General features: G+C 56.4%; 30 protein-coding genes and 1 riboswitch. Of the genes, 20 read left to right on the forward strand and 10 right to left on the reverse strand.

The genetic code is table 11. The features are described 5' to 3' along the window. Positions 1-30: 30 nt before the first annotated feature. The 4 genes from DA792_RS03350 to fabA form a co-directional block, all read right to left on the reverse strand. Positions 31-819: an enoyl-ACP reductase FabI gene (locus DA792_RS03350; RefSeq protein WP_009572038.1), complete on the reverse strand. Its 789-nt coding sequence runs from the start codon at positions 817-819 to the stop codon at positions 31-33. Positions 820-967: 148 nt separating this feature from the next. After that, the gene (locus DA792_RS22140; protein WP_159075144.1) at positions 968-1684 is read right to left on the reverse strand and encodes a hypothetical protein; all 717 of its coding nucleotides are present in this window, start codon (positions 1682-1684) and stop codon (positions 968-970) included. A 161-nt stretch (positions 1685-1845) separates the two neighbouring features. Beyond that, positions 1846-3075, reverse strand: coding sequence for a beta-ketoacyl-ACP synthase I (fabB, locus tag DA792_RS03355; protein WP_107718079.1), 1230 nt, complete (start codon positions 3073-3075; stop codon positions 1846-1848). A gap of 44 nt (positions 3076-3119) precedes the next feature. Continuing rightward, positions 3120-3629, reverse strand: coding sequence for a bifunctional 3-hydroxydecanoyl-ACP dehydratase/trans-2-decenoyl-ACP isomerase (fabA, locus tag DA792_RS03360; RefSeq protein ID WP_107718081.1), 510 nt, complete (start codon positions 3627-3629; stop codon positions 3120-3122). A gap of 240 nt (positions 3630-3869) precedes the next feature. On the opposite strand from fabA, the gene irrA reads away from it, so the two are divergent. From irrA to DA792_RS03375, 3 genes are all read left to right on the forward strand, one after another. Further along, the gene (irrA, locus tag DA792_RS03365; protein WP_254679343.1) at positions 3870-4364 is read left to right on the forward strand and encodes an iron response transcriptional regulator IrrA; all 495 of its coding nucleotides are present in this window, start codon (positions 3870-3872) and stop codon (positions 4362-4364) included. A 29-nt stretch (positions 4365-4393) separates the two neighbouring features. Then, positions 4394-4762 carry a hypothetical protein gene (locus DA792_RS03370; protein ID WP_159075145.1) on the forward strand — a complete coding sequence of 123 codons (369 nt, stop codon included), beginning with the start codon at positions 4394-4396 and terminating at the stop codon, positions 4760-4762. A 119-nt stretch (positions 4763-4881) separates the two neighbouring features. Next, entirely contained in the window at positions 4882-5496 is a 615-nt protein-coding gene (locus tag DA792_RS03375) for a DNA-3-methyladenine glycosylase I (protein WP_107718085.1), read from the forward strand. On the opposite strand, the gene DA792_RS03380 is transcribed toward DA792_RS03375, so the two are convergent. From DA792_RS03380 to DA792_RS03390, 3 genes are all read right to left on the reverse strand, one after another. Further along, a complete protein-coding gene (locus DA792_RS03380; RefSeq protein ID WP_107718087.1) occupies positions 5474-5977 on the reverse strand; it encodes a hypothetical protein in 504 nt (167 codons plus the stop codon). The two genes, DA792_RS03375 and DA792_RS03380, sit on opposite strands and share 23 nt — an antisense overlap. A 107-nt stretch (positions 5978-6084) precedes the next feature. After that, positions 6085-6513, reverse strand: coding sequence for an FKBP-type peptidyl-prolyl cis-trans isomerase (locus DA792_RS03385; protein ID WP_009572046.1), 429 nt, complete (start codon positions 6511-6513; stop codon positions 6085-6087). A 153-nt stretch (positions 6514-6666) separates the two neighbouring features. Beyond that, a complete protein-coding gene (locus DA792_RS03390) occupies positions 6667-7530 on the reverse strand; it encodes a hypothetical protein (RefSeq protein ID WP_107718089.1) in 864 nt (287 codons plus the stop codon). A 245-nt stretch (positions 7531-7775) separates the two neighbouring features. Here DA792_RS03390 and miaB point away from each other — a divergent pair, with 245 nt between their 5' ends. From miaB to DA792_RS03460, 14 genes are all read left to right on the forward strand, one after another. Further along, positions 7776-9116: a tRNA (N6-isopentenyl adenosine(37)-C2)-methylthiotransferase MiaB gene (miaB, locus tag DA792_RS03395; RefSeq protein WP_107718091.1), complete on the forward strand. Its 1341-nt coding sequence runs from the start codon at positions 7776-7778 to the stop codon at positions 9114-9116. Positions 9117-9355: 239 nt separating this feature from the next. Next, the gene (locus DA792_RS03400) at positions 9356-9925 is read left to right on the forward strand and encodes an OmpA family protein (protein WP_107722538.1); all 570 of its coding nucleotides are present in this window, start codon (positions 9356-9358) and stop codon (positions 9923-9925) included. An 11-nt stretch (positions 9926-9936) separates the two neighbouring features. Further along, positions 9937-10266 (forward strand): hypothetical protein, encoded by a 330-nt coding sequence (locus DA792_RS03405; protein ID WP_107718094.1) that lies wholly within the window; start codon positions 9937-9939, stop codon positions 10264-10266. A 343-nt stretch (positions 10267-10609) separates the two neighbouring features. Continuing rightward, entirely contained in the window at positions 10610-11620 is a 1011-nt protein-coding gene (locus tag DA792_RS03410) for a PhoH family protein (RefSeq protein WP_107718096.1), read from the forward strand. Positions 11621-11654: 34 nt separating this feature from the next. Beyond that, the gene (ybeY, locus tag DA792_RS03415; RefSeq protein ID WP_107718098.1) at positions 11655-12146 is read left to right on the forward strand and encodes an rRNA maturation RNase YbeY; all 492 of its coding nucleotides are present in this window, start codon (positions 11655-11657) and stop codon (positions 12144-12146) included. 54 nt (positions 12147-12200) lie between these two features. Beyond that, positions 12201-13133: a hemolysin family protein gene (locus tag DA792_RS03420; RefSeq protein WP_199908108.1), complete on the forward strand. Its 933-nt coding sequence runs from the start codon at positions 12201-12203 to the stop codon at positions 13131-13133. A 3-nt stretch (positions 13134-13136) separates the two neighbouring features. Then, entirely contained in the window at positions 13137-14660 is a 1524-nt protein-coding gene (gene lnt, locus DA792_RS03425; protein ID WP_107718100.1) for an apolipoprotein N-acyltransferase, read from the forward strand. 36 nt (positions 14661-14696) lie between these two features. Beyond that, positions 14697-14747, forward strand: a riboswitch (SAM-SAH riboswitch). Between the two features lie 8 nt (positions 14748-14755). Beyond that, positions 14756-15937 (forward strand): methionine adenosyltransferase, encoded by a 1182-nt coding sequence (metK, locus tag DA792_RS03430; protein WP_107722540.1) that lies wholly within the window; start codon positions 14756-14758, stop codon positions 15935-15937. A gap of 71 nt (positions 15938-16008) precedes the next feature. Further along, entirely contained in the window at positions 16009-16473 is a 465-nt protein-coding gene (queF, locus tag DA792_RS03435; protein WP_107718101.1) for a preQ(1) synthase, read from the forward strand. Positions 16474-16508: 35 nt separating this feature from the next. Further along, complete coding sequence (locus tag DA792_RS03440; RefSeq protein WP_107718103.1) at positions 16509-16955, forward strand: DMT family transporter; 447 nt, start codon at positions 16509-16511, stop codon at positions 16953-16955. Positions 16956-17121: 166 nt separating this feature from the next. Beyond that, positions 17122-17841, forward strand: coding sequence for a tRNA (guanine(46)-N(7))-methyltransferase TrmB (gene trmB / locus DA792_RS03445; protein WP_107718105.1), 720 nt, complete (start codon positions 17122-17124; stop codon positions 17839-17841). Positions 17842-17963: 122 nt separating this feature from the next. Further along, positions 17964-19313, forward strand: coding sequence for a 3-phosphoshikimate 1-carboxyvinyltransferase (gene aroA, locus DA792_RS03450; RefSeq protein WP_107718106.1), 1350 nt, complete (start codon positions 17964-17966; stop codon positions 19311-19313). A 59-nt stretch (positions 19314-19372) separates the two neighbouring features. Further along, the gene (locus DA792_RS03455) at positions 19373-19984 is read left to right on the forward strand and encodes a (d)CMP kinase (RefSeq protein ID WP_107718108.1); all 612 of its coding nucleotides are present in this window, start codon (positions 19373-19375) and stop codon (positions 19982-19984) included. A gap of 207 nt (positions 19985-20191) precedes the next feature. Beyond that, complete coding sequence (locus DA792_RS03460) at positions 20192-20824, forward strand: nitroreductase family protein (RefSeq protein WP_107718110.1); 633 nt, start codon at positions 20192-20194, stop codon at positions 20822-20824. Between the two features lie 90 nt (positions 20825-20914). Here DA792_RS03460 and DA792_RS03465 read toward each other — a convergent pair whose 3' ends face one another. The 3 genes from DA792_RS03465 to DA792_RS03475 all read right to left on the reverse strand — a co-directional run bounded on the left by DA792_RS03465 (position 20915) and on the right by DA792_RS03475 (position 23163). Beyond that, complete coding sequence (locus DA792_RS03465; protein WP_159075146.1) at positions 20915-21364, reverse strand: hypothetical protein; 450 nt, start codon at positions 21362-21364, stop codon at positions 20915-20917. Between the two features lie 208 nt (positions 21365-21572). Next, positions 21573-21878 (reverse strand): MarR family transcriptional regulator, encoded by a 306-nt coding sequence (locus tag DA792_RS03470; RefSeq protein WP_159075147.1) that lies wholly within the window; start codon positions 21876-21878, stop codon positions 21573-21575. 298 nt (positions 21879-22176) lie between these two features. Beyond that, positions 22177-23163 carry a Hint domain-containing protein gene (locus DA792_RS03475; RefSeq protein ID WP_159075148.1) on the reverse strand — a complete coding sequence of 329 codons (987 nt, stop codon included), beginning with the start codon at positions 23161-23163 and terminating at the stop codon, positions 22177-22179. Positions 23164-23749: 586 nt separating this feature from the next. On the opposite strand from DA792_RS03475, the gene rpsA reads away from it, so the two are divergent. The 3 genes from rpsA to DA792_RS03495 all read left to right on the forward strand — a co-directional run bounded on the left by rpsA (position 23750) and on the right by DA792_RS03495 (position 26566). Continuing rightward, on the forward strand, positions 23750-25429 hold the full coding sequence (gene rpsA, locus DA792_RS03480; RefSeq protein WP_199908109.1) for a 30S ribosomal protein S1: 1680 nt from the start codon (positions 23750-23752) through the stop codon (positions 25427-25429). 480 nt (positions 25430-25909) lie between these two features. Continuing rightward, positions 25910-26191, forward strand: coding sequence for an integration host factor subunit beta (ihfB, locus tag DA792_RS03490; RefSeq protein WP_009572065.1), 282 nt, complete (start codon positions 25910-25912; stop codon positions 26189-26191). A gap of 27 nt (positions 26192-26218) precedes the next feature. After that, positions 26219-26566 carry a lipopolysaccharide assembly protein LapA domain-containing protein gene (locus DA792_RS03495; RefSeq protein ID WP_199908110.1) on the forward strand — a complete coding sequence of 116 codons (348 nt, stop codon included), beginning with the start codon at positions 26219-26221 and terminating at the stop codon, positions 26564-26566. Positions 26567-26582 lie beyond the last annotated feature (16 nt).

Below are 26582 nucleotides of genomic sequence, written 5' to 3' on the forward strand. Positions count from 1 at the left end.
GGGCTTGGAGCTGTGGCAATCTGGACCGGATCAGAGGTTTTCAATCCGGGGCATGCCCATGATGTGATAGCCGCCATCGACGCGGATGATTTCACCCGTTGTATACGCGCCCACATCGGAGGCGAGGTACACGGCGGTGCCGCCCACGGCCTCAAGCGTTGCATTCGACAACAACGGCGCGTTCTGTTCGGCGTGTTTATAGGTGCGGCGCGCGCCACCGATGGCGGAGCCAGCCAGCGTTTTCATCGGACCCGGCGAAATGCCGTTGACGCGGATGCCTTCGGGGCCAAGGTCATTGGCAAGATAGCGGATCGAGCTTTCCAGCGCCGCTTTGGCCACGCCCATCACGTTGTAATTGGGCACAACTTTGTTGGAGCCTTCAAAGGTCAGCGTCATCAACGTGCCGCCATTGGGCATCATTTCAGAGGCGCGTTTGGCCACGTCGATGAAGCTATAGCACGAGATATGCAGCGAGTTTTTGAAGTTCTCGACAGAGGTGTCGCGGAACCGGCCGGTGAGTTCGTCTTTGTTGGAATAGGCGATGGCGTGCACGACAAAATCAAGGCTGCCCCATTTGGCTTTGAGTGCCGCAAAGGCTTCGTCCATTTGCTCCGGGTTGGTGACATCGACGTCCACCATCGTGTCCGAACCGACGCTTTCGGCCAGCGGTTGCAAGCGTTTGCCAAAGGCCTCGCCTTGATAGGTAAACGCAAGCTCCGCGCCCTCGGCGGCACAGGCTTTGGCGATGCCCCATGCGATGGAACGCTCGTTGGCGACGCCCATGATAAGCCCGCGTTTGCCCTTAAGAAGATCTGCCATGGATGAAATGCCCTTTTTGCTTTGCGGGTATTTGACCGTTTTGTGCCGCTAGGTCAAGTTTTTGAGGGCTGTGTTAGGTGAGCGGAGGCGGTTCGCTGCAATGAGACTGGAGGTCTGGTATGCGGGACAATGCGGGCTTTCGATGGCATTATGAGCAACTGAATTCGAGTAATCGATTCAAAACGCCCTCAACATATGTATGAACTTCCTCGAAATGCTCGAAGAGATGGTTTGTGGACGTGTCATTGTAAGAATGTATTCTTATTGTAAATTCAGGATCAAACCATGTTTCGCTCATGTGCTTGTCAAAAAAACGAGAACACGTCGTGATGTGGTACCGCGTCAGACAATTCAAACCTTCCCGATCACCCGCCTTCGAGGTTGCTCGATAGCAATCGAAGTATTTCACCGGGCTCCAATCTAACGCACCGGCGACAAAGGGGCGTTCACTTTCCGACATGTCTCGTGCCCATATGAAACTTGTCCCAACATCACGGTTTCCGTGGTCATCAAATATTTCCACGCTCCATATGTTTTTGGTAAAAGGTCGAATTTCAAAGGACGCACGCCCGTCAATTTGCATGGTTCGGTAACCCGGAGTTCTAACACCGAACAACTGTGCTAAACTGTGGCTCTTTTCAGGCGAATTCGAAAGCTGAACCACTATGTCCCATGGAAAATTTGCTTCAGGGCAAAGACTAAACCCGGTGATGACTTTTGCCTCTGATGCAAGTTTTTCGAAACTTCCTTCGAGATCATCCGTACACTGATCGAAACCCAGTGAGGTTTGGGCTTGAGCCGTCGAAGAAAAAGCGGCGGACAGCATTGCAAAGAGCAACAAGCGGAAGCGTGCAGAATTAAGCAAAGTATGTTACTCCATACGTCGTGTTTTTTATACTAGCCAGGTTTTTGATTGGCTACTCTGGGTTCAAACCCGACCTTGGCAACTCTCAGTCAAGCCCAGTCTAACACGAAAACGGCCACGCTCGTATAACGTGGCCGTTCAAATCATACCCTAAAACCAGATCAGTCGAGATATTTCGACAACAACATTGACCCGTTGGTGCCGCCAAACCCAAACGAATTGGTCATGACGGTATCAAGCCCTGCGTTTTCCACCAGAGTTGTGGCGATTTCAGTCGCGTGGATCGCGGGGTCGAGGGTTTCGACATTGATCGACGGGATGATGAAATCGTGTTGCAGCGCCAAGAGGCAATAGACGGCTTCCTGTGCGCCGGTGGCGCCTTGGGAGTGACCGGTCATGGATTTGGTCGAGGAAATCACTGGCGTGTTGCCTTCGCCAAAGACCCGGCGCACGGCTTCGACTTCGCCCACGTCACCGACCGGGGTCGATGTGCCATGCGCGTTGATGTAGCCGACCTTGCGGCCTTCCGGCAGGGTGGAGAGGGCAAGCCGCATCGCGCGTTCGCCGCCCTCACCAGAGGGGGCCACCATATCCGCGCCATCCGAGGTCGCGGCAAAGCCGGTCACTTCGGCGTATATTTTCGCACCGCGCGCTTTGGCGTGTTCCAACTCTTCGAGCACCAAAATCGCACCGCCGCCGGAGATCACAAACCCATCGCGGTTCGCATCAAACGCGCGCGAGGCTTTGGTGGGTGTGTCGTTGAACTTTGAGGACATCGCCCCCATCGCATCAAACAGGCAGGACAGGGTCCAATCCAATTCCTCGCCACCACCGGCAAACATCACATCTTGTTTGCCCATCATGATCTGCTCGCTTGCCGCACCAATACAATGCAGCGAAGTCGAACAGGCCGAGGTGATCGAATAGTTGATGCCCTTGATCTGATAGGCGGTCGCCAAGTTGGCGGAAATCGTCGATCCCATGCATTTCGGCACCGCAAACGGCCCCACGCGTTTGGTGGCTTTTGTGGCCAAAACCGACTGATGCGCGGTGAACATGGCGGAGGTGGACGGGCCACCCGAACCGGCAATCAAGCCGGTGCGCACGTTGATCACGTCTTTTTCCTCAAGGCCGGAGTCGGTGATCGCTTGGTCCATGGCGATGGAGGCATAGGCCGCCCCCGGACCCATGAACCGCAGGGCACGTTTTTCGACGTGGTCTTTGATGTCGAGTTTGATGTTCCCGGCGATTTGGCTGCGGAACCCATACTCTTTCATGTCTTCATTGGCAGTGATGCCGGAGGTGCCCGCCTTGAGAGAGGCCAGCACTTCCTCAGAATTGTTGCCGATCGAGGAGACAACCCCGAGACCTGTGACGACGACGCGACGCATGGCGTGTTCCTTCCCTGTGGTATTCGTTTCGATCCGCTTTGGGATCAGCTCTCGGAGAGCGCAACTTTCATGTCTTTGACGATATAAATCACTTCGCCATCGGCCTCGACGATTCCGTCTGCAACACCCATGGTCAGGCGGCGGGTCTGGATCGCTTTGGTGAAATCAATCTTGTAGGTCAACATCTTACGGTCCGGGCGCACCATGCCGGTGAGTTTCACTTCACCGACACCAAGCGCATAACCGCGCCCCTGCCAGCCGCGCCAGCCAAGGTTAAAGCCGGTGAGCTGCCACAGACCATCAAGGCCCAAACAGCCGGGCATGATCGGGTTGCCGGGGAAATGGCAATCAAAGAACCAAAGGTCCGGCGTGATGTCGAATTCCGCCACAACATGACCCTTGCCATGCGCGCCCCCGTCACCGGAAATCTCGGTGATCCGGTCCATCATCAACATGGGCGGGGCGGGAAGCTGCGCGTTGCCGGGGCCAAATAAGTCGCCCGCTGCACATTTAAGCAGATCTTCCTTGGTGAAACTCGTGGGATACTCGGCCATATAGAACCCTTGCCTTCCTGCAATCTTTCAAAGTCGTATCCCCTCTATCACCCCGCCCCCCAACCACGCAAGGCGCAAGAGCGGGCAAAGTCCGATGAGCGGGAGCGGGTGAAAATCGTCCGAACCGAGCCAAAACGTTGTCTGATTGCGGCGGGTCGTGTCTTGTTGCGATCTATTTTCATTTGAATTTAACCCCGCCTTGGCCTTATATTGGCACTTATACCAAAGAAACGGACCCCGATGACCCAGTCCCCAGCCCCCGAGCCGACGTGCCAGGCACTGCAAGACAAGAGCCTGCAAGACAAGACAAAGCGCGATCCGCGTCGTGGTGAGACGTGGCTGTGTGATGCGGGAGTGCGACCGACCCGTCAACGGGTGGCTTTGGCGACCTTGTTGATCGGTGACGGTCATGATCGCCATGTCACGGCTGAAAGTCTGTTTGCCGCGGCGCGCGATGCGGGCGAAAAAGTGTCCTTGGCGACGGTCTACAACACGCTGCGGGCCTTTTGTCAGGCGGGTTTGATGCAGGAGGTGACCGTTGATGGCTCGCGCTCCTATTTCGACACAAATATGAATGAACATCCGCATTTCTTTTGGGAAGAGCATGGCGCATTGACCGACGCGCCCGCCAAAGATCTGCAAATCGCACGTCTGCCGGACGCGCCCGAAGGCATGGAAATCGCCTCTGTCGATGTGGTGATCCGTCTGCGCCCCAAAACCCAAGTCCCGCACTGACCTCTGTGCCGGGCGCTCGGGCGATCCTGTTGAATAGGCTCGGCTTTCTGCATCCCTTTGCGCTCGACGCAGGTATTTTGGCGCTCGCGCTGTCAGTCACGCCGCTGGCGTTGTGGGCGCAGGGTGCTTTGCCGATCCAGTTTGAAACCCTCACAACCCCCGGCGAATTTACGATCTATTTCACCGATCTCCAATATTCCGCCGATCAGGTCTGGTTCGTCTCCGGCAGTTGCGAAAGTGCCTCTGAGGCGGCGGTGATTTCGGTGCAAGACTATGCCTATTCCGCCGATCTGACCGTGTTTTTGGCGCGCTATGCCTTTGAGGCGGATCAGGTGGTCTGTGTGGCCAATCCGGGTCAAGCGCCACAGGCGTTTTGGGATGCCTACCCGCAAAAATAAACGGTTCAACGGGAAAATTGAGGCTTGAGTTGACACCAAAAGGCGGACAAGTTTGGTCATGCACTGCGTTTCATATTCGTCTTCCGTGAGGGGCTTTTGAGGCGTGTTAGGAGGTCGATGTGGCACAGCTTTTCACCGGGTCAGATGGCCAATCGCGCTGCGCATGGTGCGCCAGTGACCCCGAATATATCCGCTATCACGACGAAGAATGGGGTTATCCGGTCGCCGACGACATCCGTTTGTTTGAGAAAATCTGCCTCGAAGGCTTTCAATCGGGCCTGTCATGGTGGACGATTTTGCGCAAACGCGAAGGGTTTCGCGCCGCTTTCGCCGGGTTTGATTTTCACAACGTCGCACAGTTCGATGAGGCGGATGTGACCCGGCTTTTGGCCGATGCGGGCATCGTGCGCCACCGTGGTAAAATCAACGCCACGATCAACAACGCCGCCCGTGCGGTCGAGATGGTGGCGAACGAAGGCTCGCTTGCTGCCTATTTTTGGTCCTTTGAACCCAAACCCGACGAACATGGCGCGCCGCAAACGGCGTCGATCTCGGAGACCTCAAAACGGCTTTCGAAAGACCTCAAAAAACGCGGCTGGAAATTTGTCGGCCCGACCACCTGTTTTGCCTTCATGCAGGCGATGGGGATGATCAATGATCACGCGACGGGCTGTGTGCATCGTGAGATCGCGGATCAAAAACGGGCGGTGTTTACGTCTCCGTCACAGGGCTGATCAGCTCCGCCAATCCGCGCAGCCACGCCCGGATGGCGCGCGGGTCCACCTCTTCGAGCCGGTCCAGATCGCCCGCTGCATCCGCAAGCTGGTCCAAAATGTCGTGTCGCCTATCATCTACCGCGTCCGAGAGGGGCAGGGTGGCCGCCGCGACCAAAAGCTGACGCAACTCCTGCACCTCGCGCATCTTGCGAAACGCTTCGATCATCGGTCCGGTCTGTGTCGGATCGCTGCGCCAGTCGCGCTCAAACAAGGACGTGACCCTTTGCCCGGCACCGAGGCAATCAAAGGCGATACAGCCGGAATAGCCGCGGTTCGCCAAATCGCCGTGAATGCCACAGGTAAACCCCGCAAGGTTGTGACAGCCCACACCTGCCGCTTTGTCATGGTCAAAATGATCGCCGCGATCAAAGGCCAAGGCCATACAGCACAGCGCGGCGCAGCGGCTACAGTCCGCAGAAAAGAGATCCGGTTTTTCCATGCCGCCATTTGACGCTAAACCCGGGTCAGTTCAACGAAAAAGGCGGCACCTGCGTGCCGCCTCGTCCACTCTTTGATCTTCATTGCTGCGAAAATACTCAGCTTCGCTTAGACGATTTCAACCAATTCAATGTCAAAGGTCAGATCTTCGCCAGCCAAACGGTGGTTGGCGTCCAGGATGACCTCTTCGTCGGTGACAGAGACCACGGTGACCGGGATCACTTGGCCTTGCGGGCTTTGCATCTGAAGTTGCAGGCCGACTTCGAGCGGGATTTCCGCCGGGATTTGGGCGCGCGGCACGGGTTGTTGCGCGTCGTCATGGCGTGGGCCATAGGCCTCGTCAGCCACGGCCACGATGGTTTTTTTCTCGCCAACGGTCATGCCTGGAAGGTGCTTGTCCATGCCGGGGATGATTTGGCCGGACCCAACTTCGAACTCAAGCGGATCACGCCCCGCCGAGCTGTCGAACACGGTGCCGTCTTTGAGGGTGCCAGTGTAGTGAATGCGAACTTTGTCGCCGGATTTGACTTCGGACATCAGAAAACTCTTTCGATTTCGGGTGGATTTTGAGGCCGCTTTGGTCCTGTTGGGCGCGGGTGCTCGTCGATTGCGGCCCAAGATAAGGGCTTAGAACCAGATGTAAAGGGCGGGGCTCAGTGCAAAAGCGGTTAAAAACCACTTAAAACCCCACTAAAACCACTGTCCCGGCTCCATCAGGCCCAGATCGAGCAACTGTTGGCTGTGCCATTCGAATTCGGTCGAATTGTGCCAGCGAAAACTGTCGATGTCATAGGTTGACCCAGAGTTCGACTTGAGCGCTTTGGCGGTGCGAAAGGACACGATGGCGGCCGTCAGGTTGTGATGCCACGGGCAGGCATAGGTGTTGTATTCCTCATCGTTGAACAGGTGGTTTTCCGACAGGGTGAGGCCCTTTTTCGCTTTGAAAATCGCAATCCGGTCGATGTGGCGGCGGTTGGCCGGGATATGCTCTTCGAACCGCCAGCGCAGCCCGCCGAAAAAGTCGAGTTGGCGTTCTTTTTGATGGCCTGCGGCGTCCATCCGGCCCAACGCATAATAGCCGGATTTGTCGAGGCAGGCGTCCTCAAGCGACACGGCATTGGGCGCGTCATGCACATCGCCGGCATAGAGATCAACCACATAGGTCAACATCCCGCCGCGCCGTTCTTCGGTGTGAAAGGTCAGCATGTCGGTGATGCTGCGGGTCTCGCAGAACGGGAAAAACAAGTATTCGGCATTGTAACAATAATACATCCAAATCCCCGGCGCCGCAGCGATAATGCGATTGACCGCTTGGGTCAGCATATTGGGCACGCGGGTGGCATAGCGGATGCGATGGATTTGAAGTTCTAACCCCTCTGGCAGCGTCAGCTCATCGGGCGCAAACAACAGCACGGCTTTGAACCCAAGCGTGATATGATGGCGCAGGGTCGTGTCCACCTCGATCAAATCTTCGGCAAAGACCATCGCGATTGGCCCTTTGAGCAAGGCGTCTTTGCCGTCTGAAAGAAAAGTGTTGAGGCTATCGTAACGCATAAACTGTCCCTATTCGGGGTGGCGGTCCGTGTGACTGTCCCCGTTTGTAGTAAAAAAGCCATGAAGAAGAGGGGATTGCAAGGATTGAGGACGCGGTTTGAGCGGTTGTCGTGACAGGGCGGCGGATCGGTCGCACCTCATAGGCGGATGAGCACGCATCCGCAGCACACAAACCCATTTGCTCCCGCACCCCTCTTGGGCTAGAGAGACGACTTAATTTCCCCAATCATCGTGGACCCAAGGTCATGTCTGACACAAAAGCCAACACCAAAAAGCTCTATATCAAGACCTATGGCTGTCAGATGAACGTCTATGACAGCGAGCGTATGGCCGAAAGCCTTGGCGGATCGGGCTATGTCGAAGTGTCGAGCCCCGAAGAGGCCGACATGATCTTGTTGAACACCTGCCACATTCGCGAGAAGGCGGCGGAAAAAGTCTATTCCGAATTGGGCCGCTACAAAGACCTGAAAATCGCCAATCCTGATTTGAAAATCGGTGTGGCGGGCTGTGTGGCACAGGCCGAGGGGGCGGAGATCATGCGCCGTCAGCCGATGGTCGATCTGGTGGTGGGGCCGCAGTCCTATCACCGCCTGCCAGAGATGGAGGCCAAGGCCGGAAACGGTCACACCGCGCTCGACACCGATTTCCCCGAAGAGGACAAGTTTGAGCACCTCAAAGCCCGGCCAAAAGCCAAACGAGCACCTGCGGCGTTTTTGACGGTGCAAGAGGGCTGTGACAAATTTTGCGCCTTTTGTGTCGTACCCTACACGCGCGGGGCCGAAGTGTCGCGCCCGGCGGAGCGGGTGATGAGCGAGGCGCGTGATCTGGTTGAGCGTGGCGTGCGCGACATCACGCTTTTGGGCCAGAACGTGAACGCCTATCACGGCACGTTCGAGGGCGGGACATGGGGGCTGGCCAAGCTCATCCGTGAGCTGGCCAAGGTCGACGGGCTGGAGCGCATTCGTTTCACCACGAGCCACCCCAATGATATGGAAGACGACCTGATCGCCGCTCATGGCGATTGCGAAAAACTGATGCCTTACCTGCATTTGCCGGTGCAATCAGGTTCGGACAAAATCCTTAAGGCGATGAACCGCAAGCATACAGCGGAGTCGTATCTACGCCTGATCGAACGTATCCGCGCGGCACGACCGGACATTGCACTTTCGGGCGATTTTATCGTTGGCTTCCCCGGTGAGACGGACGCGGATTTCGAGGCGACGATGGATCTTGTGCGCGAGGTCAATTACGCCTCCGCCTATTCCTTTAAATACTCGCCGCGCCCCGGCACACCCGCCGCCGAGAAGGGCGATAAGATGGTGGATTTCGATGTCGCCTCAGAGCGGCTTCAACGCCTGCAGGAGCTGATCACGCAGCAACAGCGCGCCTTCCAGGATGCGATGGTAGGGCGCGATGTATCGGTTTTGTTTGAGAAAACTGGACGGCAGGCCGATCAGATGGGGGGCAAATCTGAGTATCTTCATGCCGTTCATGTCACCGATCCGACGGTTCAAATCGGTGAGATGCGCCGGGTGAGAATCATCGAGAGCCGGACCAATTCTTTGTCCGGTGTTGTGTTGGATTAATCCAAGTCGTTGACGTTACGATAGTTTTTTTGGCAAAGGGCGCGTCGTGCGCGCAACAATTGCCGACAAATGCCCGGTTCGTTGCGCTCAAGGATACAATATATGGTATTTTTCCTTCACAAACCAACGAAGTTTGCTATCATTTGAACATATTTATGGTGAACAACGCGCGGCATCAAAAATGCCGCTCGGGTGGGTTTAATGCGGCCCAGAAACGGGACGATTGGGGGACGAAAGACGTGATCAACGAATTTCTCAAAAAAGGACGGGTCGTGATGGCCTGTGCTGCGATCGCCGGGCTCTCGCTCAGCACTGCCGCTCAGGCGCAAATGGTTTCAGGCGTGGTCAACGGCGAACGCTATGCGCCGACGATCTGGATCGACCCTGATGGCTGTGAGCATTGGGTCATGGACGACGGTGTCGAAGGCTATATGGACCTCAAAGTCGATCGTCAGGGCATTCCCACATGTCACCCGGTTCAGGCCTGTGCGGTGATGAATTCGGATCAGTTGTTCGCCACCGACCGTTACACTATTTCGGCTCCGGGCCGCAAACGCCTGACCGATTTCTTCGCTCAGGCTGGGGCCACCGCCTATATCATCGTCGGCCACACCGACAGCCGTGCCTCGGATGAGTATAATATGAAGCTCTCCTACAACCGCGCCAACGCCGTGGCGAAAATCGCGCAAGGCACCGGTGCACGGATCGCGGATGTGCGTGGCTACGGCGAGCGTATGCCTGTGGCCTCGAATGCGACGGCTGCCGGGATGCAAAAAAACCGCCGCGTCGAAATCATCTGTATTAAGTGAGGAGTGGACCGATGAAAGCACTGAAAGCAATCGCCCTTCTCGGCCTTTTGGGCGCGACATCCGCCTGTACAGAAGCTGCCTTTGGCAACATGGGGTATGAAGCCCATAAGAAAGACAAAACCGTTGACCGCGGCTTTGACAGCAAACACTTGTCTCAGCTTCAGGCCGGGATTTGGATCGACCCGCAGGGCTGTGATCACTGGATCATCGACGATGGTGTCGAAGGCTACCTGAGCGCGCGCGTCGACAAATATGGCAAGCCCGTGTGTTCCGGCATCGCGCCACCAAACACGGCTGTTGGCCCGTATAAAGATGGCTCCAAGTTCGGTGACCCGATCTAAAGCGTCATGCCTTTAAAAGCGTCATGCCTTTAACCTGAGACAGGGGAAAGGCGTGACGCAGCCAGACATATCCATGTTGCGGGCATTCCGCCATAACCCCGTGAAACAGGTTTATGGCGGAACGCTTTAAAGCCTGTTAATTAAAGCCTGTTAAAATTCCAAATCTATTGCGGCCATCCTGTTTGGGGTGGCCGCTTTTATTTTGCCTATTTTTTAGGCTGGGGCGTGTTTTTTGGGCGCCGTTCCGCTGGGCCTTATGCGAAGATTTTGTGTCCCGGCTTGCCAGAACCGCAATCCCTTGGCACCATGTGGGTATGGAGACCTCTAGAGTCGGAGATATTATTTGGGCCTAAGCGCGCTGACACCCCCGAAATCGCAGGACGCCGTCCACGAAACACTTCTCGAGTTTCACGACAACAGGTTGTTGATTGACCTGTGTGGAGAGTTCGACCGAAACCTCGCTCAGATCGAACATAAGTTGGAAGTTCAGATCGTGCGACGTGGCAATATGTTGTCGGTGATGGGAACGGGGTCTGCGCGCGGTCGCGCGGCGGCGGTGCTTCAGGAACTCTATAGCAAATTGGAAGCGGGTCGCGATGTCGAGCCAGGCGATATTGATGGCATGATCACTTTGGGCAATGCCGAAGTCGAAAAAGGTCTGCCGGGTGATCAAATTGAAATGTTCCGCGGCAGCGATGTCGAGATCAAGACCCGCAAAAAATTGGTCGAACCGCGCACGCCGGGTCAAAAAGCCTATGTGCAAAATCTGTTCAACCACGAGCTTGCCTTTGGCATCGGGCCTGCGGGCACGGGCAAAACCTATTTGGCGGTCGCGGTCGGCGTGAACATGTTGATCAACGGTCATGTTGACAAAATGATCCTGTCGCGCCCTGCGGTTGAGGCGGGCGAGCGGCTTGGATTTTTGCCGGGCACGCAGGACGAAAAAGTCGATCCCTATATGCAGCCGCTGTTTGACGCGCTCAATGATTTCTTACCTGCCAAGCAGGTGGCGAAAATGCGTGAGGAAAAAACCATTGAGATCGCGCCTTTGGCCTTTATGCGCGGGCGGACACTCAGCCGGGCTTTCGTGGTCTTGGACGAGGCGCAAAACGCCACCACCATGCAGATGAAAATGTTCCTCACCCGTCTGGGCGAAGGGTCGCGCATGGTGATCACCGGCGACCGCTCACAGGTTGACCTGCCGCGCGGGGTGCCTTCGGGTCTACGTGACGCCGAGCGGGTTTTGGCGGGCATTCAAAAAGTGTCGTTCAATTATTTCACGTCCAAGGATGTGGTGCGACATCCGCTTGTCGCCGCGATCATTGAGGCCTATGAGGCAGATGAAGCGCAATAACGCGCCTGTCGATTGGGCAAGATGACCGTAAAAGATGACCATAGACGTCGTATATGAAGACCCGCGTTGGCAAGAGGCGGGGCTGGATGATTTGGCCGAGGCCGCAGAACATGCGACCTTGGCCTTTCTCGGTTTGGACGCGGATCAGTGCGAGGTCGCGGTTTTGGCCTGTGATGACGCGCGCATTGCCGAGTTGAACGCCGAATTTCGCGAAAAACCGACACCGACCAATGTGTTGTCTTGGCCTTCTGTGGCGCGCGCCACCCCCGGTGCACGACCTGATTTGCCCGAACCCGATCTGCCGGGCATGGAGATCGAGTTGGGGGATATTGCCATCGCCTATGAGACCTGCGCCGCTGAGGCCAAGGCGGGTGGCACGCCATTTAACGATCATGTGACCCATTTGCTTGTTCATGGACTGTTACATCTGTTGGGTTATGATCACATAACGGACGAAGATGCCGCGATTATGGAAGGCATTGAGACCGAGATACTTGCAACCATGGGTATCAAAGACCCATATTAGGCGAACGGTCGATTTTGACCGCACACCTATAGATTTGATTTCTGGAAAGGACGCATGGGCGACACCGAGCCTGGGTCTTCTACGGCAGCGCAGAGCGCGCCGACGGACCCCATAAGTAGAACGCAAACGACCACCCGAGCCATGGCGCGCAAACGCCCAAAATGGCTGCGTCGTATGAAAAAGGCGTTTTCTTCCAAACCCACCACACAAACCGATGCGACCGGGGCAAATTCTGTGCCCCAGACGACAATAACCCCGCGTCCGGGGATGATGAACCTGCGCCGGATGCGCGTCGATGACGTGGCCATTCCAAAGGCTGAAATCGTGGCTGTGCCGTCCGATATCAAAAAGGACGATTTGGTCGAGGTGTTCCGCGACAGCGGAATGACGCGACTGCCCGTCTATAAAGGCACGTTGGACACGCCTGTGGGTTTGGTGCACCTGAAAGATTTTGCCCTCAATCACGGCTTCAACGGCAAGGGCGAGCGCTTCAATCTCAAAAAGATGCTGCGCCCGCTGTTGTATGCGCCGCCCTCCATGCCGATCGGGGTGCTGTTGCAGAAAATGCAAAGCGACCGAATGCATATGGCCTTGGTGATCGACGAATATGGCGGGGTGGACGGGTTGGTCACGCTCGAAGATCTGGTTGAACAGGTCATCGGCGAGATCGAAGACGAACATGACATCGACGAGGACGTGTTTTGGACTCAATCCGCGCCGGGCGTGTTTGTTGCCCAAGCCAAAGCGCCGCTCGATGAATTCGAAGCCGCGATTGACATGCGTCTGGGGACCGATGAGGACGAAGAAGAGATCGACACTTTGGGTGGTCTGGTTTTTGTGCTCTGTGGACGGGTGCCCGCGCGGGGTGAGGTGATCCCGCATCCCTCGGGTGCGGAGTTTGAAATCATTGATGCCGATCCACGCCGGATCAAACGCATTCGCGTGCGTTTGCCCTCAGCGGTCAAACCGAAAAAAGAAGAGGCATAAGCCATGCGCGTGACCCGTTTGCTGCGGCGCGGGGTCGCCCCGCCGCGGCTGCTTGCCTTGGCGGCGGGGATTTTGGTGGCTTTGGGGCAGGCGCCGTTAAACGCTTGGCCACTCGCGTTGATCGGATTGGTCATGGCCGTTTTGTCATGGTCCAAGGCGCTTACGGCCGGGGAGGCGGCGTGGCGCGGTTGGACGGTCGGCTTTGGTGCCTTTCTGCTGTCGCTGACGTGGCTGGTGAACCCCTTCCTTGTCGATCCCGCCCGCGATGCGTGGATGATCCCCTTCGCGTTGTTTTTCATGTGCGGCGGCTTGGCGTTGTTTTGGGCGCTGGCCTTTTATTTGGCCAAAAGGCTCACACTGGGTTTGCCCGGCTTGGTGGCATTTTGGGGACTGGCCGAATTGGCGCGCGGGCATGTGTTTACGGGATTTCCATGGGCGATGCCCGGCTATATCTGGCTCGACCAAGCTCCGGCCCAACTCGCAAGCCTCATCGGTCCATATGCTCTGACCACAGTGACCTTTGCCTGGGCGGCACTGGTGGCGCGGGCCGTGTTGAACCGCTCATTCTTCACAGCCGGGGCGGCGCTGATCCTGATGATCTCGGCCTATGGATACGGATGGGCGCGTCTCTCGCAACCGTTGCCACAGGATCGACCTCAGTCTGTCCGTGTCGTGCAACCCAATGCGCCACAACGAGAGAAATGGGATCCCGAGCTGGTCTGGACCTTTTATGAACGCGCCCTGAATTTGAGCCCGCCGGACGGGGCCGATCTGGTGATTTGGCCGGAAACCTCTGTCTCCGTGCCGCTTTGGGCCGCGGCTCCGTATCTTACCGAAATCGCCAATGACGTCGCACCTGCGCGCGCGATTGTCGGGCTGAACCGGGTCGAGGGTTACCAAGGCTACAATTCTGCCGTTTTGGTTGACCGTGATGGCCAGCCACAAGAGATTTACGACAAACATCACCTCGTGCCTTTCGGGGAGTATATGCCCATGCCCGCGCTGTTGGAGCGGATTGGTCTGCGCGCCTTTACCGCACAGGAGGGGTATGGCTATTCGGCGGGGCCGGGGCCGCGACTGATCGACACGGGCGGCACCGGGCGGGCGCTGCCTTTGATCTGTTATGAGGCTATTTTTCCGCGTGATTTGCGCACGCCCGAGCGCCCGGATTGGCTTTTGCAAATGACCAATGACGCGTGGTTCGGTACGTTTTCCGGCCCGCAACAGGCTTTGGCCCAGGCCCGGTTTCGCGCGATTGAGACGGGCCTGCCGATGATCCGCGCCGCCAACACCGGAATTTCTGCGGTGATCGACGCGTATGGCGACATCCGCGTTGCGATCCCATTGGGCACCTCCGGGGCGGTGACCGCCGCATTGCCGGGGGCGTTGCCCAAAACGCTCTATATGCGCTATGGCGAGACGGCCCTTTTGGGTTTGTTAACCCTTTTGATGGTATCAGGTCTGACAGTCTCAAAACCGGGCACAAGATTGAGAGAACGTGATCGCAGGACCCGAAAAACCGATTGACCCTCACTTGGGGCAACTATATCGCATTTTAAGTATCGACCCGCACAACGGCTTCCTGGCGTGCGGGACACATGAACCAATGGAGCACCACCCTCATGTCCCGTAAAGACTTCGTTTTCACTTCGGAATCTGTGTCCGAAGGTCACCCTGATAAGGTCTGTGACCGTATTTCTGACGCTGTGCTAGATGCGTTTATCGCCGAGGAACCCGAAGCACGGGTCGCCTGCGAAACTTTTGCCACCACCAATCGTGTGATCATCGGCGGCGAAGTCGGCCTGTCTGATCAAGACAAACTCCACGATTATATGGAAAAGGTCGATGGCATCGTGCGCGACTGTGTGCGTGACATCGGCTATGAGCAGGATAAATTCCACTGGAACACGTTGGAGGTGCAAAACTACCTCCACGAACAATCGGCTCATATCGCGCAGGGCGTCAATGCCTCTGGCAACAAAGATGAGGGCGCAGGCGATCAGGGCATCATGTTTGGGTTCGCAACCAATGAAACTGAGGCGCTTATGCCCGCGCCGATCCAATATTCCCACGCGATGCTGCGCCGTTTGGCCGAAGTCCGCAAAAACGGCACCGAGCCCGCGCTTGGCCCTGACGCCAAGGCCCAGCTTTCGGTGCGCTACCGCGATGGTCTCCCGGTCGAGGTCGCCTCGCTTGTGCTCTCGACCCAGCATTTGGACGAGACCATGACCTCCGACGATGTGCGCGCGCTTGTGGCCCCTTATATCGAAGAGGTGCTGCCCGATGGGTGGCTCACCGCCAACACGATCTGGCACGTCAACCCGACCGGGAAGTTCGTCATCGGCGGCCCCGATGGCGATGCAGGCCTGACCGGGCGCAAAATCATTGTCGACACATATGGTGGTGCCGCACCGCATGGTGGCGGCGCGTTTTCGGGCAAAGATCCAACCAAAGTGGACCGTTCTGCCGCCTATGCCGCGCGCTATTTGGCGAAAAACGTGGTGGCCGCGGGCTTTGCCGACAAATGCACCATTCAGCTCTCCTACGCGATTGGTGTGGCCGCGCCCTTGTCGATCTACGCCGATTTGCACGGCACGGGAAAGGTCGAGCCGTCTCAGATTGAAGCGGCGATCCCAAAGGTGATGGACCTCACGCCGCGCGGCATCCGCACCCATCTCGATCTCAATAAGCCGATCTACCAACGCACTGCGGCCTATGGCCATTTTGGACGTGCACCGGACGTAGATGGCGGCTTTTCTTGGGAACGTACCGATCTGGCAACGGCATTGGCAAACGCTGTTTGAGAGCTGTGATGTTTTGAAATATATAATAAAAGGGGCGGGAATTCTCGCCCCTTTTTGATGGGAGACCCCCAATGGTCACAACCGATACATCGCATTTGACTCAACTTGGCGGCCCAACCGCTTTGCCCGCCTCCCCGGAAGAGGCGGTGCTCGAACGTGTGCCACACACCCATGCGGGTGAACGCTATGTGGTGCGCTTCACCGCGCCGGAATTCACCTCGCTCTGCCCGATGACGGTGCAGCCGGATTTCGGCCATCTGATGATCGACTATATTCCGGGCACCTGGTTGGTTGAGAGCAAATCGTTGAAACTTTTCCTCGGCGCGTTCCGCAATCACGGCGCGTTTCATGAGGATTGTTCGGTTTATATCGGCAAACGTTTGGCCGAACTTTTGAACCCGGAATGGTTGCGCATCGGTGCCTATTGGTATCCGCGTGGCGGCATCCCGATTGATGTGTTTTGGGCCACCGGACCGGAGCCAAAAGACGTTTGGATCCCTGAACAGGGCGTGCCACCTTATCGTGGACGCGGCTGACGCGCGAGGCGAGCGAAGTCTTTAAAGGAAAAGATATGTCCGACACGTTAAGAGATCCTTTGGTCATGCTTTTGGCCGGGGTCGGCATCCCGATCTTTGCGGCGCTGAACGCCCAGCTTGGCGCTCGGCTCGGCTCACCTGCATTGGCCGCTCTTGTGTTTGCTGTGGTCGCCTTCAGTTCAATTTTTTTGTATCGCGCGGTGTTGGGATCTTCTGTGCCGGTCTCAACCCTTTTGCATCAGCCCGCCTATCTGTTCGGCGGCGGCGTCCTGTTTGCCTTCTACATCCTGTCCATCACGTCGATTGCGCCGCGTTTCGGTGTCGGAAATGCGGTGTTCTTTGTCTTGCTTGGACAGATTCTCTCCGCTGGCGTGATCGACCATTTCGGCCTGTTTGGAGCCGCAAAAGTCCAGATTTCCGCAGTGCGAGGCGCGGGCATGGCCATGATGGCGGGCGGGCTTTTCCTGATCCAACGGGTCTGAGCTTGCCCTGCGTCGGATTTCTTGGCAAAAGCCCCGCTTGAACACAGCGTATCGTGAAGGTTTGGCAAAATTTTCGGGATGCACTGTCCGAAGACGCGATGTTGTGGGCCTTTTGTCATCCACGCGCGATGCAATGAACGGCCAAAGGTTTTAAGCGGAGTTTTCCATGTCCGACGATCAAACGCACGAATCCGGCGCACCGTGGCGCAATTTCTATGGTCGCATCCATGGTAAGACGCTCAATCAGGCGCAAAAAGATTACCTTGTCGAGGACCTTGATGGCCTGTCGCCCGGCCCTGTGACTTGGGAAGAAAACCCCGACCGCACCCTGCTTGATCTGGCCACCCGCTATGGCGGGAAACCGATCTGGCTTGAGATCGGCTTTGGTGGTGGCGAACATTTGGTGCATATGGCCAAGACCTATCCTGATGTCGAAATCATCGGGTGCGAGCCCTATGTGAACGGAGTTGCCGCACTTTTGGGGCGGCTGCGGCGCGCGCCTGAGGTCCAAAACGCCTCAATCCACGCGGGCGATGTCCGCGATCTGTTTGATGTGCTGCCTGAGGGTTGTATTGAAAAAGCCTTCCTGAATTACCCCGATCCTTGGCCGAAAAAACGCCACCATCGTCGCCGCTTTGTCACCGCCGAGCACCTTGAACCGCTGCATCGGGTTCTCAAACCCGCTGCCGAATTCCGGGTCGCGACGGACATCCCCGACTATGTGCGTCAGACTATGGAGGAGGTGCCGCAGGCCGGGTTTGAATGGCTCGCGGAAGGGCCCGAAGACTGGCGCAAGCCATGGGCCGATTGGCCTTCGACGCGCTATGAACAAAAGGCCATTCGCGAAGGCCGTACCCCGCATTACATGACATTTCGCAAGGTCTAAGGCGTAGGAATTGCGCGCTAGTTTTGGTCGCGTGCGCGCCAGCGACGCGCCCTGACGAAGACGTGGTAGACCGGACCTCAGGGTTGCGCTATCAGGTCTGCGAAGAATGTGAGGAGAGACACATGTCGAGCCATGGCACCCCGATCCCGATGACTGCGCGCAAATCCGGCCCCCTCAAGGGCACGGCGGCGGTGCCGGGGGATAAATCCATTTCCCACCGGGCGCTGATTTTCGGCGCGATGGCTGTGGGGGAGACCAAAATCACCGGGCTTTTGGAAGGTGAGGATGTGTTGGATACCGCCAAGGCGATGCAGGCGCTGGGCGCGGATGTGATCCGCGAGGGCGCGGGCGAATGGACGGTGCATGGCGTCGGCGTTGGCGGGTTCACTGAACCGGCTGATGTGATTGATTGCGGCAATTCCGGCACCGGCGTGCGCTTGATCATGGGGGCGGTCGCGACCCATGATTTTTGCACCACGTTCACGGGCGACGGATCGTTACGCAAGCGGCCGATGGGGCGGGTGACCGATCCTTTGGCGCTGTTTGGGGCGCAATCCGTTGGCCGCTCTGAGGGGCGGTTGCCTTTGACGTTGATCGGCGCGGCGGAGCCTGTTCCGGTCGAATATGAGACCCCGGTGCCAAGCGCGCAGGTGAAATCTGCGGTGTTGCTGGCCGGGTTGAACGCACCGGGGCAGACCGTGGTGATCGAAAAGGAAATGACGCGCGATCACACCGAACGGATGTTGGTCGGGTTTGGCGCAGAATTGACCACCGAGACCACGCCGGACGGCTATCACAAGATCACCCTGACGGGCCGCCCGGAATTGACCCCGCAAGAGGTCGCGGTGCCGCGCGATCCATCATCGGCGGCCTTTCCTGTTTGTGCGGCGTTGATCGTCGAAGGGTCCGAAGTGTTTGTGCCGGGCGTCAGCCAGAATACGACCCGCAACGGGCTTTACACAACGCTGGTCGAAATGGGCGCGGATATCAGTTTTGAAAACCCACGGACCGAGGGCGGCGAACCCGTCGCCGATTTGCGGGTGAAATATTCCCAACTCAAAGGCATAGAGGTGCCGTCTGAGCGGGCCGCTTCAATGATTGATGAATTCCCGGTCCTCTCGGTCGTCGCCGCCTTTGCCGAGGGCACGACCGTGATGCGCGGCGTCAAAGAGCTGCGGGTCAAGGAAAGCGACCGCATTGATGCTATGGCGCGTGGGCTTGAGGCCTGCGGTGTGGAGATCGAAGAGGATCACGACACGCTGATCGTACATGGGCGCGGGAGCAAGGGCGTCAAAGGCGGCGCGACCTGTGCCACCCATATCGACCACCGTATTGCGATGTCGTTTTTGGTCATGGGGCTGGCCTCTGACACGCCTGTCACGGTTGATGACGGTAGCCCCATTGCCACCTCTTTCCCGGTGTTCGAAAAGCTGATGGCGGGACTTGGCGCAGCGATCACGCGGAACAACTGAGGCTCTTGACCTTGCCCGCGTGAGCGGGCAGCGTAAGCATCCCTTAGAAGGAAAATGCCATGAGTTTTTGCGTTGCAATTGATGGACCCGCCGCCGCCGGAAAAGGCACGATCGCCAAGGCGGTCGCGGATCATTTCGGTTTTGCCCATATGGACACTGGGTTGCTCTATCGTGCGACCGGGGTGAAGACGTTTCAGGGGCTCACGCCGCTTGAGGCGGCACAAAGCCTGCGCGCCGAAGACCTCAAACGCGACGATTTACGCACGGGGGATGCGGGGCAGGCGGCAAGCCGCGTGGCGGCAGAACCCGAAGTGCGCGCGGCATTGGTCGATTTTCAACAGGCCTTTGCCCGGCGCGAAGGCGGGGCGGTTTTGGACGGGCGTGACATTGGCACGGTGATTTGTCCGGACGCGGAGGTGAAACTTTTCGTCACCGCCACCGATGAAGTGCGCGCGCAGAGACGTCATGCGGAATTGCAGGGCAAAGGCGAAGAGGTCACGGTTGAGCACGTGTTGGAAGACCTGCGCGAACGCGATGCGCGTGACAGCGCGCGTGCCACGGCCCCACTGGCGGCGGCCACAGATGCGGTGCTGATCGACACCTCGGAGATGAGTATTGATGAGGCGGTGGCACGGGTCGTGGCGCTGATCGAGGCGCGTCGCAGGGGATAAGGGCGCACACCGGGCTGCGCATTGGCGCGCAGCATATGAGCGTGCCCGCACTGTTCTTGTTTTTTGTTATTGTATCAATGTGTTGGGTAATGTCGTGCGGTGGCATTGGCTGCGAGCTGTGCGCTTGTAAGAGGAGGCGTTTGGCCCATATTTGAGCGTAAGACACGCGGAGTACGCGTGCCACTTCACACACAAAGGACTTTACGCATGTTCCTCGATAAACTCGACTGGCGTTATGCCACCAAAAAAATGGACCCGTCCCAACCTGTCTCCGAAGAAAAGGTTGCTCAGATCGTCGAAGCGATCAGCAAAGCGCCGACGTCGTCCGGGCTTCAGCCGTTCCACCTCTTTGTGATCCGCAATCCTGAGCTGCGTGAAAAACTAAAAGCCGCTGCCTATGGTCAAGAACAGTTGACCGATGGCTCGCATCTTTTGGTGTTTGCCGCTTTTGATGGGTATAACGACGCGCGTATTGACGCCGTGGTGGACCACCATGCCGCCGAGCGCCCTGGCACGCGTGAGATGTTGGAAGGCTATTACAACAACCTCAAATCCATGTATCTGCCGCGCGAAGATCACGTGAACTTTGAACATGCCGCTCGTCAGGCCTATATCGCACTGGGCTTTGCCTTGGCCGCCGCCGCCGAACTGGGGGTCGACAGCACGCCGATGGAAGGGTTTGATCCGGCGCAGTTCGACGAGATCCTTGGTTTGAAAGACAAGGGCCTGAAAACCGTGGTGATCCTGCCGTTGGGCACCCGTGCGTCTGAGGGGGATTGGTTGGCCCCGATGAAAAAAGTGCGCAAGCCCGCAGAAGATTTGATCACCGAGATCAATTGAGAGATCGACTGATCCCATGGTGTAAAAGGCCGGGGCTGAGTGAATCAGTTCCGGCCTTTTTGTCTCCGCGCTGCGCCGACTGGAGACGGATTAGTTTGGTTTTGCGCGGTGTAGCACGAAATTCAAGACAGGCGGCAGAAGCGCCAGAACGGCAATCAGCCCAAGCATGTCACCCAGCGCGAATTTGATCGCGTTGAGCCGCAGGTCGAAAGAGGCCGTGTCGTGGGGGACATAGAAAATATGGATGAGCAGGCTGATCATGATGGAGGAGAGAAAGCCCACCGCGATGAGTTTACGCCAGCTCAACTCCGGGCTTGGGGGGACATGGTGCCCGCAGCGTGATGCCCAGTCGATGGCGGAAAAGATGAACGGCGCTGTGCCATAGCTGATGCATAAGGAAATATATGTGCGGCTTGATCCCCACGGCAAATCTATAAACAGAACTGATGCAAGAATGGCACCGGGGAGCAAGTATAAAATGGAACGCCAGCCCTCGAAAAAGGCGGAGATGATTTTGATCCCGAATGGGAGGTAGATCAAGATCGCGCCTCCGCCTAGCATCCCTATTTGGGGCAAGATCAGTTTTTGGAGCGGTGAGATCACCAACCAAGTGACCGCCATTGCCAAAAACAACGCACCGCTATGAACCGCGACTGGGCGCAAGACCGAAAAAGGAGAAGAGTGGGTGACGCGGGTCGAACTCAACATACGCAACCCCTCAATATTGGTCTTTTGACAAAAGCTGTTGCTATGTGTTCTGCGCGTTTTGATCTTTGATCCGGTAAGACCCGTGCGGCAGATCGTCGGACTTTTCGATAAAGCCTTTTTCGATCAGCCGTTTGAGAGCGCGGTGAAACGTAGGCTGAGACACATCGCGAAGGGTGGGCTGAGCTCGCACCCGTTCTGTCGTGCACATGCCGGCATCGGACACAGCACAGAATGCGAGAAATATATCTTTCTCGTTCCGAGACAGGGTGCTGAGACCCAAATCTGTTTCCATATTGTGAAGCAAAACCCGCAACTGCGCGAGCTGTGCAAAAATAGTCTGATCCATTCCCATTAAGTGTTAGCACCCATCTGACATATACTGGCCTTCGATTTAGGCCTAAAAAACCATAGTCAAGATGCATATCACGGCTTTGATTTGGATCAAAAAACATTTGATCACTTTTCCTGTTTGGGGAGGCAGATCTCTTTGTGCGTATTTGCGATAGTCAGGTTATAAATTTCCGTAGTCACTAACCTTATAGTTGTTTTTGCGGTGACTGGGTAGGACAAAAGTCGCATTTTGCCATAGGCTGGCAGGATGTCGGCGTCATCTCGCCACAATGGGCGAGATGACGCCTAGTCTTCTAAATGACTGTACAGCTGAGCAACCGGGCTTCGCGATTCGTTGCGATAGCATAGGCCGGGAGCACATATCCTGCGTCGAGGTCTTTGAATTCCGGGAAGATGGCAAGAATTTCTGCGATGTCGTCGGGGGTGAGGCTGCGAAGGCCAACTTGACCAAGAAGAAGCGTCTCGGTCGCAAGGCCATTTGAATGGATCACGGAGTGGGTGTCACAAAGGATGTGGTAATACGTCACTTCTTTTGCGTCGAGGTGTTGCGATGCCTGATGGCCGATAAAGGATTTTGCCGGGCATAGGGTTTCGTCCATCCCAAGGAGCAATTCGACCGCGTGACCTTCGATCAGGATGCGGTGTTGGGGCGAGACGTAGAGGTCCGTGTGGGGGCGACCCGGTCCAAACGCATTTGCATGGATGCAGATGGGGGCCAAGCGTTTGCGTGTTTCGTGGCAGGTGATGTCACGCAAGGGGATCGTTTTTTTGCCGATCCATTTGATTTCTTGTGGAGACCCTTCAATATCAAGTACGAAATCACCGGGTTGAAGGGTCTCCACGGCACGCTCTCCACTGGGGGTGAGGATGAGCGTACCTGCGCCAAAACATACCGGGGTGAAGTCCGAGTAAGGCGCGGGGGAAAGGTCAATGACGACGGCCACTGCGGACAGCAGATTGGGAGGGCCATCGGGGTAGACGAAGTAAATCTGACCGCCAGCTTCGAAAGCGACGATATCCTTTGATGTGCCAAGGGGCACGACAACACCAAGCACTTCAACGCCCGGTGTCGCGGTGCCGGAGCCGATATAGGTGACGGGCTCACCATTGAATGTGGCGACGCCGTCATCGTTGGAATCAAAGACCGCGTCGTCGTTTGTGAAGGTTCCTGATGTTGTCGACCCGAAGGAGGAAAGCACGAGTGTCTGTGATCCTGAGAGCAAATCCAAGGAGAGCAGGGAGCCGTTATATGCGACTGCGTCGATCGTGGAACTGGGCATGGGGCACTCCATGATGAAATCATTGTGATTACAGTCACAGTGACTACACGCATTTGGCGAGTCAAATCTAATTGAGGGCTAGTTTCTGCCTTGGGTTGTGTTTATTTTTAATATTTCATTATAAAACAATGAGTTGAAATTAAAATTGTCGTTGTTTCCATTTTGGAAATTATTCAAATTGACTGTTAATTAGTCTTATGTCCAATCAATCTTGATGTTTTTGAGTTAAATTTTTGACATTTTTAAAGTCATTTTGGCGGCGCTGAGCCGACTTGGCGGGCGTCGAATGCGTTTGTCCGCTGATGATTCGTAGGTGATTCTTAAAAAACCGGTGTGGAAGATGGACTGTGCTGTTGCGCGGTAAAGTGAGAGAGAGGGCATCATTTCTTGCAAAACCGGAGAAACTCTCCTATATGCGCGACTGTTAACGAGGCAATCAGGTCGCACAAAGCGAATGACACAGGGGTGGGGAAGCTCTCCCCCTGATCGTTTCGTGTTCGAAGAATGAGCAGGCAAATCGTAATTGAAGACCGGCGGAGACAACCGCATGGCCCGTATAAACGTTTGAAAAGGAAATTGAGACCACATGGCTCAGAACGTATCTATGGAGGACTTCGAAGCCCTCTTGAATGAAAGCTTCGAAATTGACACCCCGGCAGAAGGCTCGGTTGTCCGCGGTAAGGTTCTTGCGATTGAAGCAGGCCAAGCCATCATCGACGTCGGCTACAAAATGGAAGGCCGCATCGATCTTAAAGAATTCGCAAATCCTGGTGAAGCTCCCTCCGTTGCCGTTGGCGACGAGGTCGAAGTGTTCCTCGACCGTGTCGAGAACGCCCGTGGCGAAGCTGTCATTTCGCGTGACAAAGCCCGCCGCGAAGAAGCCTGGGATCGTTTGGAAAAAGCCTATGCATCCGAAGAGCGCGTCGATGGCGTTATCTTTGGTCGCGTCAAAGGCGGCTTCACGGTTGACCTCGGCGGCGCTGTTGCGTTCCTTCCGGGCTCCCAAGTTGACGTGCGCCCCGTGCGCGACGCTGGCCCGCTCATGGGTCTCAAGCAGCCGTTCCAGGTTCTCAAAATGGACCGTCGTCGTGGCAACATCGTTGTGTCGCGTCGTGCGATCCTTGAAGAATCCCGTGCAGAACAGCGCGCAGAAGTCATTGGCGGTCTGACCGAAGGTCAGGAAGTTGACGGCGTGGTCAAAAACATCACCGAATACGGTGCGTTTGTGGACCTCGGCGGTGTTGACGGCCTGTTGCACGTCACCGACATGGCATGGCGTCGCGTGAACCACCCGTCCGAGATCCTCGCCATCGGCGAAACGATCAAAGTTCAGGTGATCAAGATCAACAAAGAGACCCACCGTATCTCCCTCGGCATGAAACAGCTGCAGGACGATCCGTGGGATGCTGTTGAGACCAAATATGCACTCGAAACCGTGCACACCGGTCGCGTCACCAACATCACCGATTACGGCGCATTTGTGGAACTTGAGCCGGGCGTTGAAGGCCTTGTTCACGTGTCTGAAATGTCCTGGACCAAGAAAAACGTCCATCCGGGCAAAATCGTGTCCACAAGCCAGGAAGTGGAAGTCATGGTTCTCGAAATCGACACCGCGAAACGTCGCGTGTCCCTCGGTCTCAAACAAACCATGCGCAACCCGTGGGAACTCTTTGCTGAAACCCACCCGGAAGGCACCGTTGTCGAAGGCGAAGTCAAGAACATCACCGAATTCGGTCTGTTCGTGGGTCTGCCGGGCGACATCGACGGCATGGTTCACTTGTCCGATCTGTCCTGGGACGAGCGTGGCGAAGACGCCATCCAGAACTACCACAAGAACGACATGGTCAAAGCCGTTGTCACCGAGGTCGATGTTGAGAAAGAGCGTATCTCTCTCTCCATCAAAGGTCTCGACGACAGCTTCTCCGGTGCAGTTGAGGGCGTGAAACGCGGCTCGATCATCACCGTGGCTGTGACCGCGATCGAAGAAGGCGGGATCGAAGTGGAATATGAAGGCGCGAAATCCTTCATCCGCCGCTCTGACCTGTCCCGTGATCGTGCCGATCAACGCCCTGAGCGCTTCCAAATCGGGGATCACCTCGATGTGCGCGTGACCAACGTTGATCAGAAAACCCGTCGTTTGGGTCTGTCGATCAAAGCACGCGAAATCGCTGAAGAAAAAGAAGCCGTCGAACAGTATGGCTCTTCCGCTTCTGGCGCGTCCTTGGGCGATATCCTCGGCGCGGCTCTGAAGTCTGGCGACGAATAATCACTTCGCCTAACGCGTCACGCCTTTAACCTGAGACAGGGGAAAGGTGTGACGCTTTAAGTGCGATCAAGACTTTGAAAAGGCCCTGCTTTATCGCGGGGCCTTTTTGCATGAGCGCAATGGAGGCCTCCCCCAGCGGCAGCCTGCCCGAATCGCTTTGGCTTCGCCGCAGCGCAGCGTTCTGTCGGATGTCTCCTTGGCCGACGAAATTGTGAGGTTTTTGGATTTTTGGGCTAAATCTCAGCACATTAGGGGCAAAAAAATTCATTCCATGCCTCGGACCCTATTCCCCGCCAAACGATCCCATCCTATAGTCATAGGACAAATGAGAACGTCAAAGTGTTGCGCCAAAAATCGAAAACTGGGCTTTGCTGCAATGCCGTACAACCCTGACTGTTGTTCGCGCTGCGTATGATCCTATATCTCAGATGATAAGGTGTGACGCTTGAAAGAAACGCGCCCAAACCAAGGGGGGACTTCATGATCCGGTCTGAACTGATCCAGAAGATCGCTGATGAGAATCCGCATCTTTATCAACGCGACGTTGAGCGGATCGTGAACACGATCTTTGAAGAGATCATCGAAGCAATGGCGCGTGGCGACAGAGTCGAACTGCGCGGATTTGGCGCCTTTTCCGTCAAGAAACGGGATGCAAGACTGGGACGCAATCCGCGCACTGGCGAAAGCGTTCCGGTTGACGAAAAGCATGTGCCGTTTTTCAAAACGGGTAAGCTGTTGCGCGATCGCCTAAACGGCGAGTGAGTTTTGACATACAGGAAGGGGGCGCTGATGCGCTACATCCGTTACGCGTTTCTCGCGGCTCTTGCCGTGGTGCTGGTCACTGTGGCCTTGGCCAACCGCGATGTTGTTGTGCTCCACCTTTTGCCCGTAGAATTGGCCGGCCTGACTGGGCTGTCCTTGTCGGTGAGTTTGCCGATGTTTGTGGTGATCTTTGGCGCGATTGTCGCCGGGCTTTTGATCGGCTTTGTCTGGGAATACATGCGTGAGTACAAACACCGCTCCGCCGCCTCAGGCCATAAACGCGAAAAAGAAAAACTGGCGCGCGAAGTCAACAAGCTGAAAACCGCCAAAGCCAAAAGTGAGGGCGATGAAGTCCTCGCGCTTTTGGAAAACTGAGTGCACTAGAACAGCT

Origin of the sequence: Celeribacter baekdonensis (assembly GCF_003047105.1) — a bacterium.
GTDB classification, from domain to species: domain Bacteria; phylum Pseudomonadota; class Alphaproteobacteria; order Rhodobacterales; family Rhodobacteraceae; genus Celeribacter; species Celeribacter baekdonensis_B.

Excerpts from the sequence above, each read along its gene's own strand:
- DA792_RS03470 (WP_159075147.1), bottom strand. The coding sequence starts at position 21,878 with ATGGATCAGACTATTTTTGCACAGCTCGCGCAGTTGCGGGTTTTGCTT.
- DA792_RS03455 (WP_107718108.1), top strand. The coding sequence starts at position 19,373 with ATGAGTTTTTGCGTTGCAATTGATGGACCCGCCGCCGCCGGAAAAGGC.
- irrA (WP_254679343.1), top strand. The coding sequence starts at position 3,870 with ATGACCCAGTCCCCAGCCCCCGAGCCGACGTGCCAGGCACTGCAAGAC.
- DA792_RS03390 (WP_107718089.1), bottom strand. The coding sequence starts at position 7,530 with ATGCGTTACGATAGCCTCAACACTTTTCTTTCAGACGGCAAAGACGCC.
- trmB (WP_107718105.1), top strand. The coding sequence starts at position 17,122 with ATGTCCGACGATCAAACGCACGAATCCGGCGCACCGTGGCGCAATTTC.
- DA792_RS03440 (WP_107718103.1), top strand. The coding sequence starts at position 16,509 with ATGTCCGACACGTTAAGAGATCCTTTGGTCATGCTTTTGGCCGGGGTC.
- lnt (WP_107718100.1), top strand. The coding sequence starts at position 13,137 with ATGCGCGTGACCCGTTTGCTGCGGCGCGGGGTCGCCCCGCCGCGGCTG.
- DA792_RS03380 (WP_107718087.1), bottom strand. The coding sequence starts at position 5,977 with ATGGAAAAACCGGATCTCTTTTCTGCGGACTGTAGCCGCTGCGCCGCG.
- DA792_RS03385 (WP_009572046.1), bottom strand. The coding sequence starts at position 6,513 with ATGTCCGAAGTCAAATCCGGCGACAAAGTTCGCATTCACTACACTGGC.
- DA792_RS03460 (WP_107718110.1), top strand. The coding sequence starts at position 20,192 with ATGTTCCTCGATAAACTCGACTGGCGTTATGCCACCAAAAAAATGGAC.
- queF (WP_107718101.1), top strand. The coding sequence starts at position 16,009 with ATGGTCACAACCGATACATCGCATTTGACTCAACTTGGCGGCCCAACC.
- fabA (WP_107718081.1), bottom strand. The coding sequence starts at position 3,629 with ATGGCCGAGTATCCCACGAGTTTCACCAAGGAAGATCTGCTTAAATGT.
- DA792_RS03475 (WP_159075148.1), bottom strand. The coding sequence starts at position 23,163 with ATGCCCAGTTCCACGATCGACGCAGTCGCATATAACGGCTCCCTGCTC.
- DA792_RS03495 (WP_199908110.1), top strand. The coding sequence starts at position 26,219 with ATGCGCTACATCCGTTACGCGTTTCTCGCGGCTCTTGCCGTGGTGCTG.
- DA792_RS03350 (WP_009572038.1), bottom strand. The coding sequence starts at position 819 with ATGGCAGATCTTCTTAAGGGCAAACGCGGGCTTATCATGGGCGTCGCC.
- DA792_RS03405 (WP_107718094.1), top strand. The coding sequence starts at position 9,937 with ATGAAAGCACTGAAAGCAATCGCCCTTCTCGGCCTTTTGGGCGCGACA.
- aroA (WP_107718106.1), top strand. The coding sequence starts at position 17,964 with ATGTCGAGCCATGGCACCCCGATCCCGATGACTGCGCGCAAATCCGGC.
- ybeY (WP_107718098.1), top strand. The coding sequence starts at position 11,655 with ATGACCATAGACGTCGTATATGAAGACCCGCGTTGGCAAGAGGCGGGG.
- DA792_RS03420 (WP_199908108.1), top strand. The coding sequence starts at position 12,201 with ATGGGCGACACCGAGCCTGGGTCTTCTACGGCAGCGCAGAGCGCGCCG.
- ihfB (WP_009572065.1), top strand. The coding sequence starts at position 25,910 with ATGATCCGGTCTGAACTGATCCAGAAGATCGCTGATGAGAATCCGCAT.
- metK (WP_107722540.1), top strand. The coding sequence starts at position 14,756 with ATGTCCCGTAAAGACTTCGTTTTCACTTCGGAATCTGTGTCCGAAGGT.
- miaB (WP_107718091.1), top strand. The coding sequence starts at position 7,776 with ATGTCTGACACAAAAGCCAACACCAAAAAGCTCTATATCAAGACCTAT.
- rpsA (WP_199908109.1), top strand. The coding sequence starts at position 23,750 with ATGGCTCAGAACGTATCTATGGAGGACTTCGAAGCCCTCTTGAATGAA.
- fabB (WP_107718079.1), bottom strand. The coding sequence starts at position 3,075 with ATGCGTCGCGTCGTCGTCACAGGTCTCGGGGTTGTCTCCTCGATCGGC.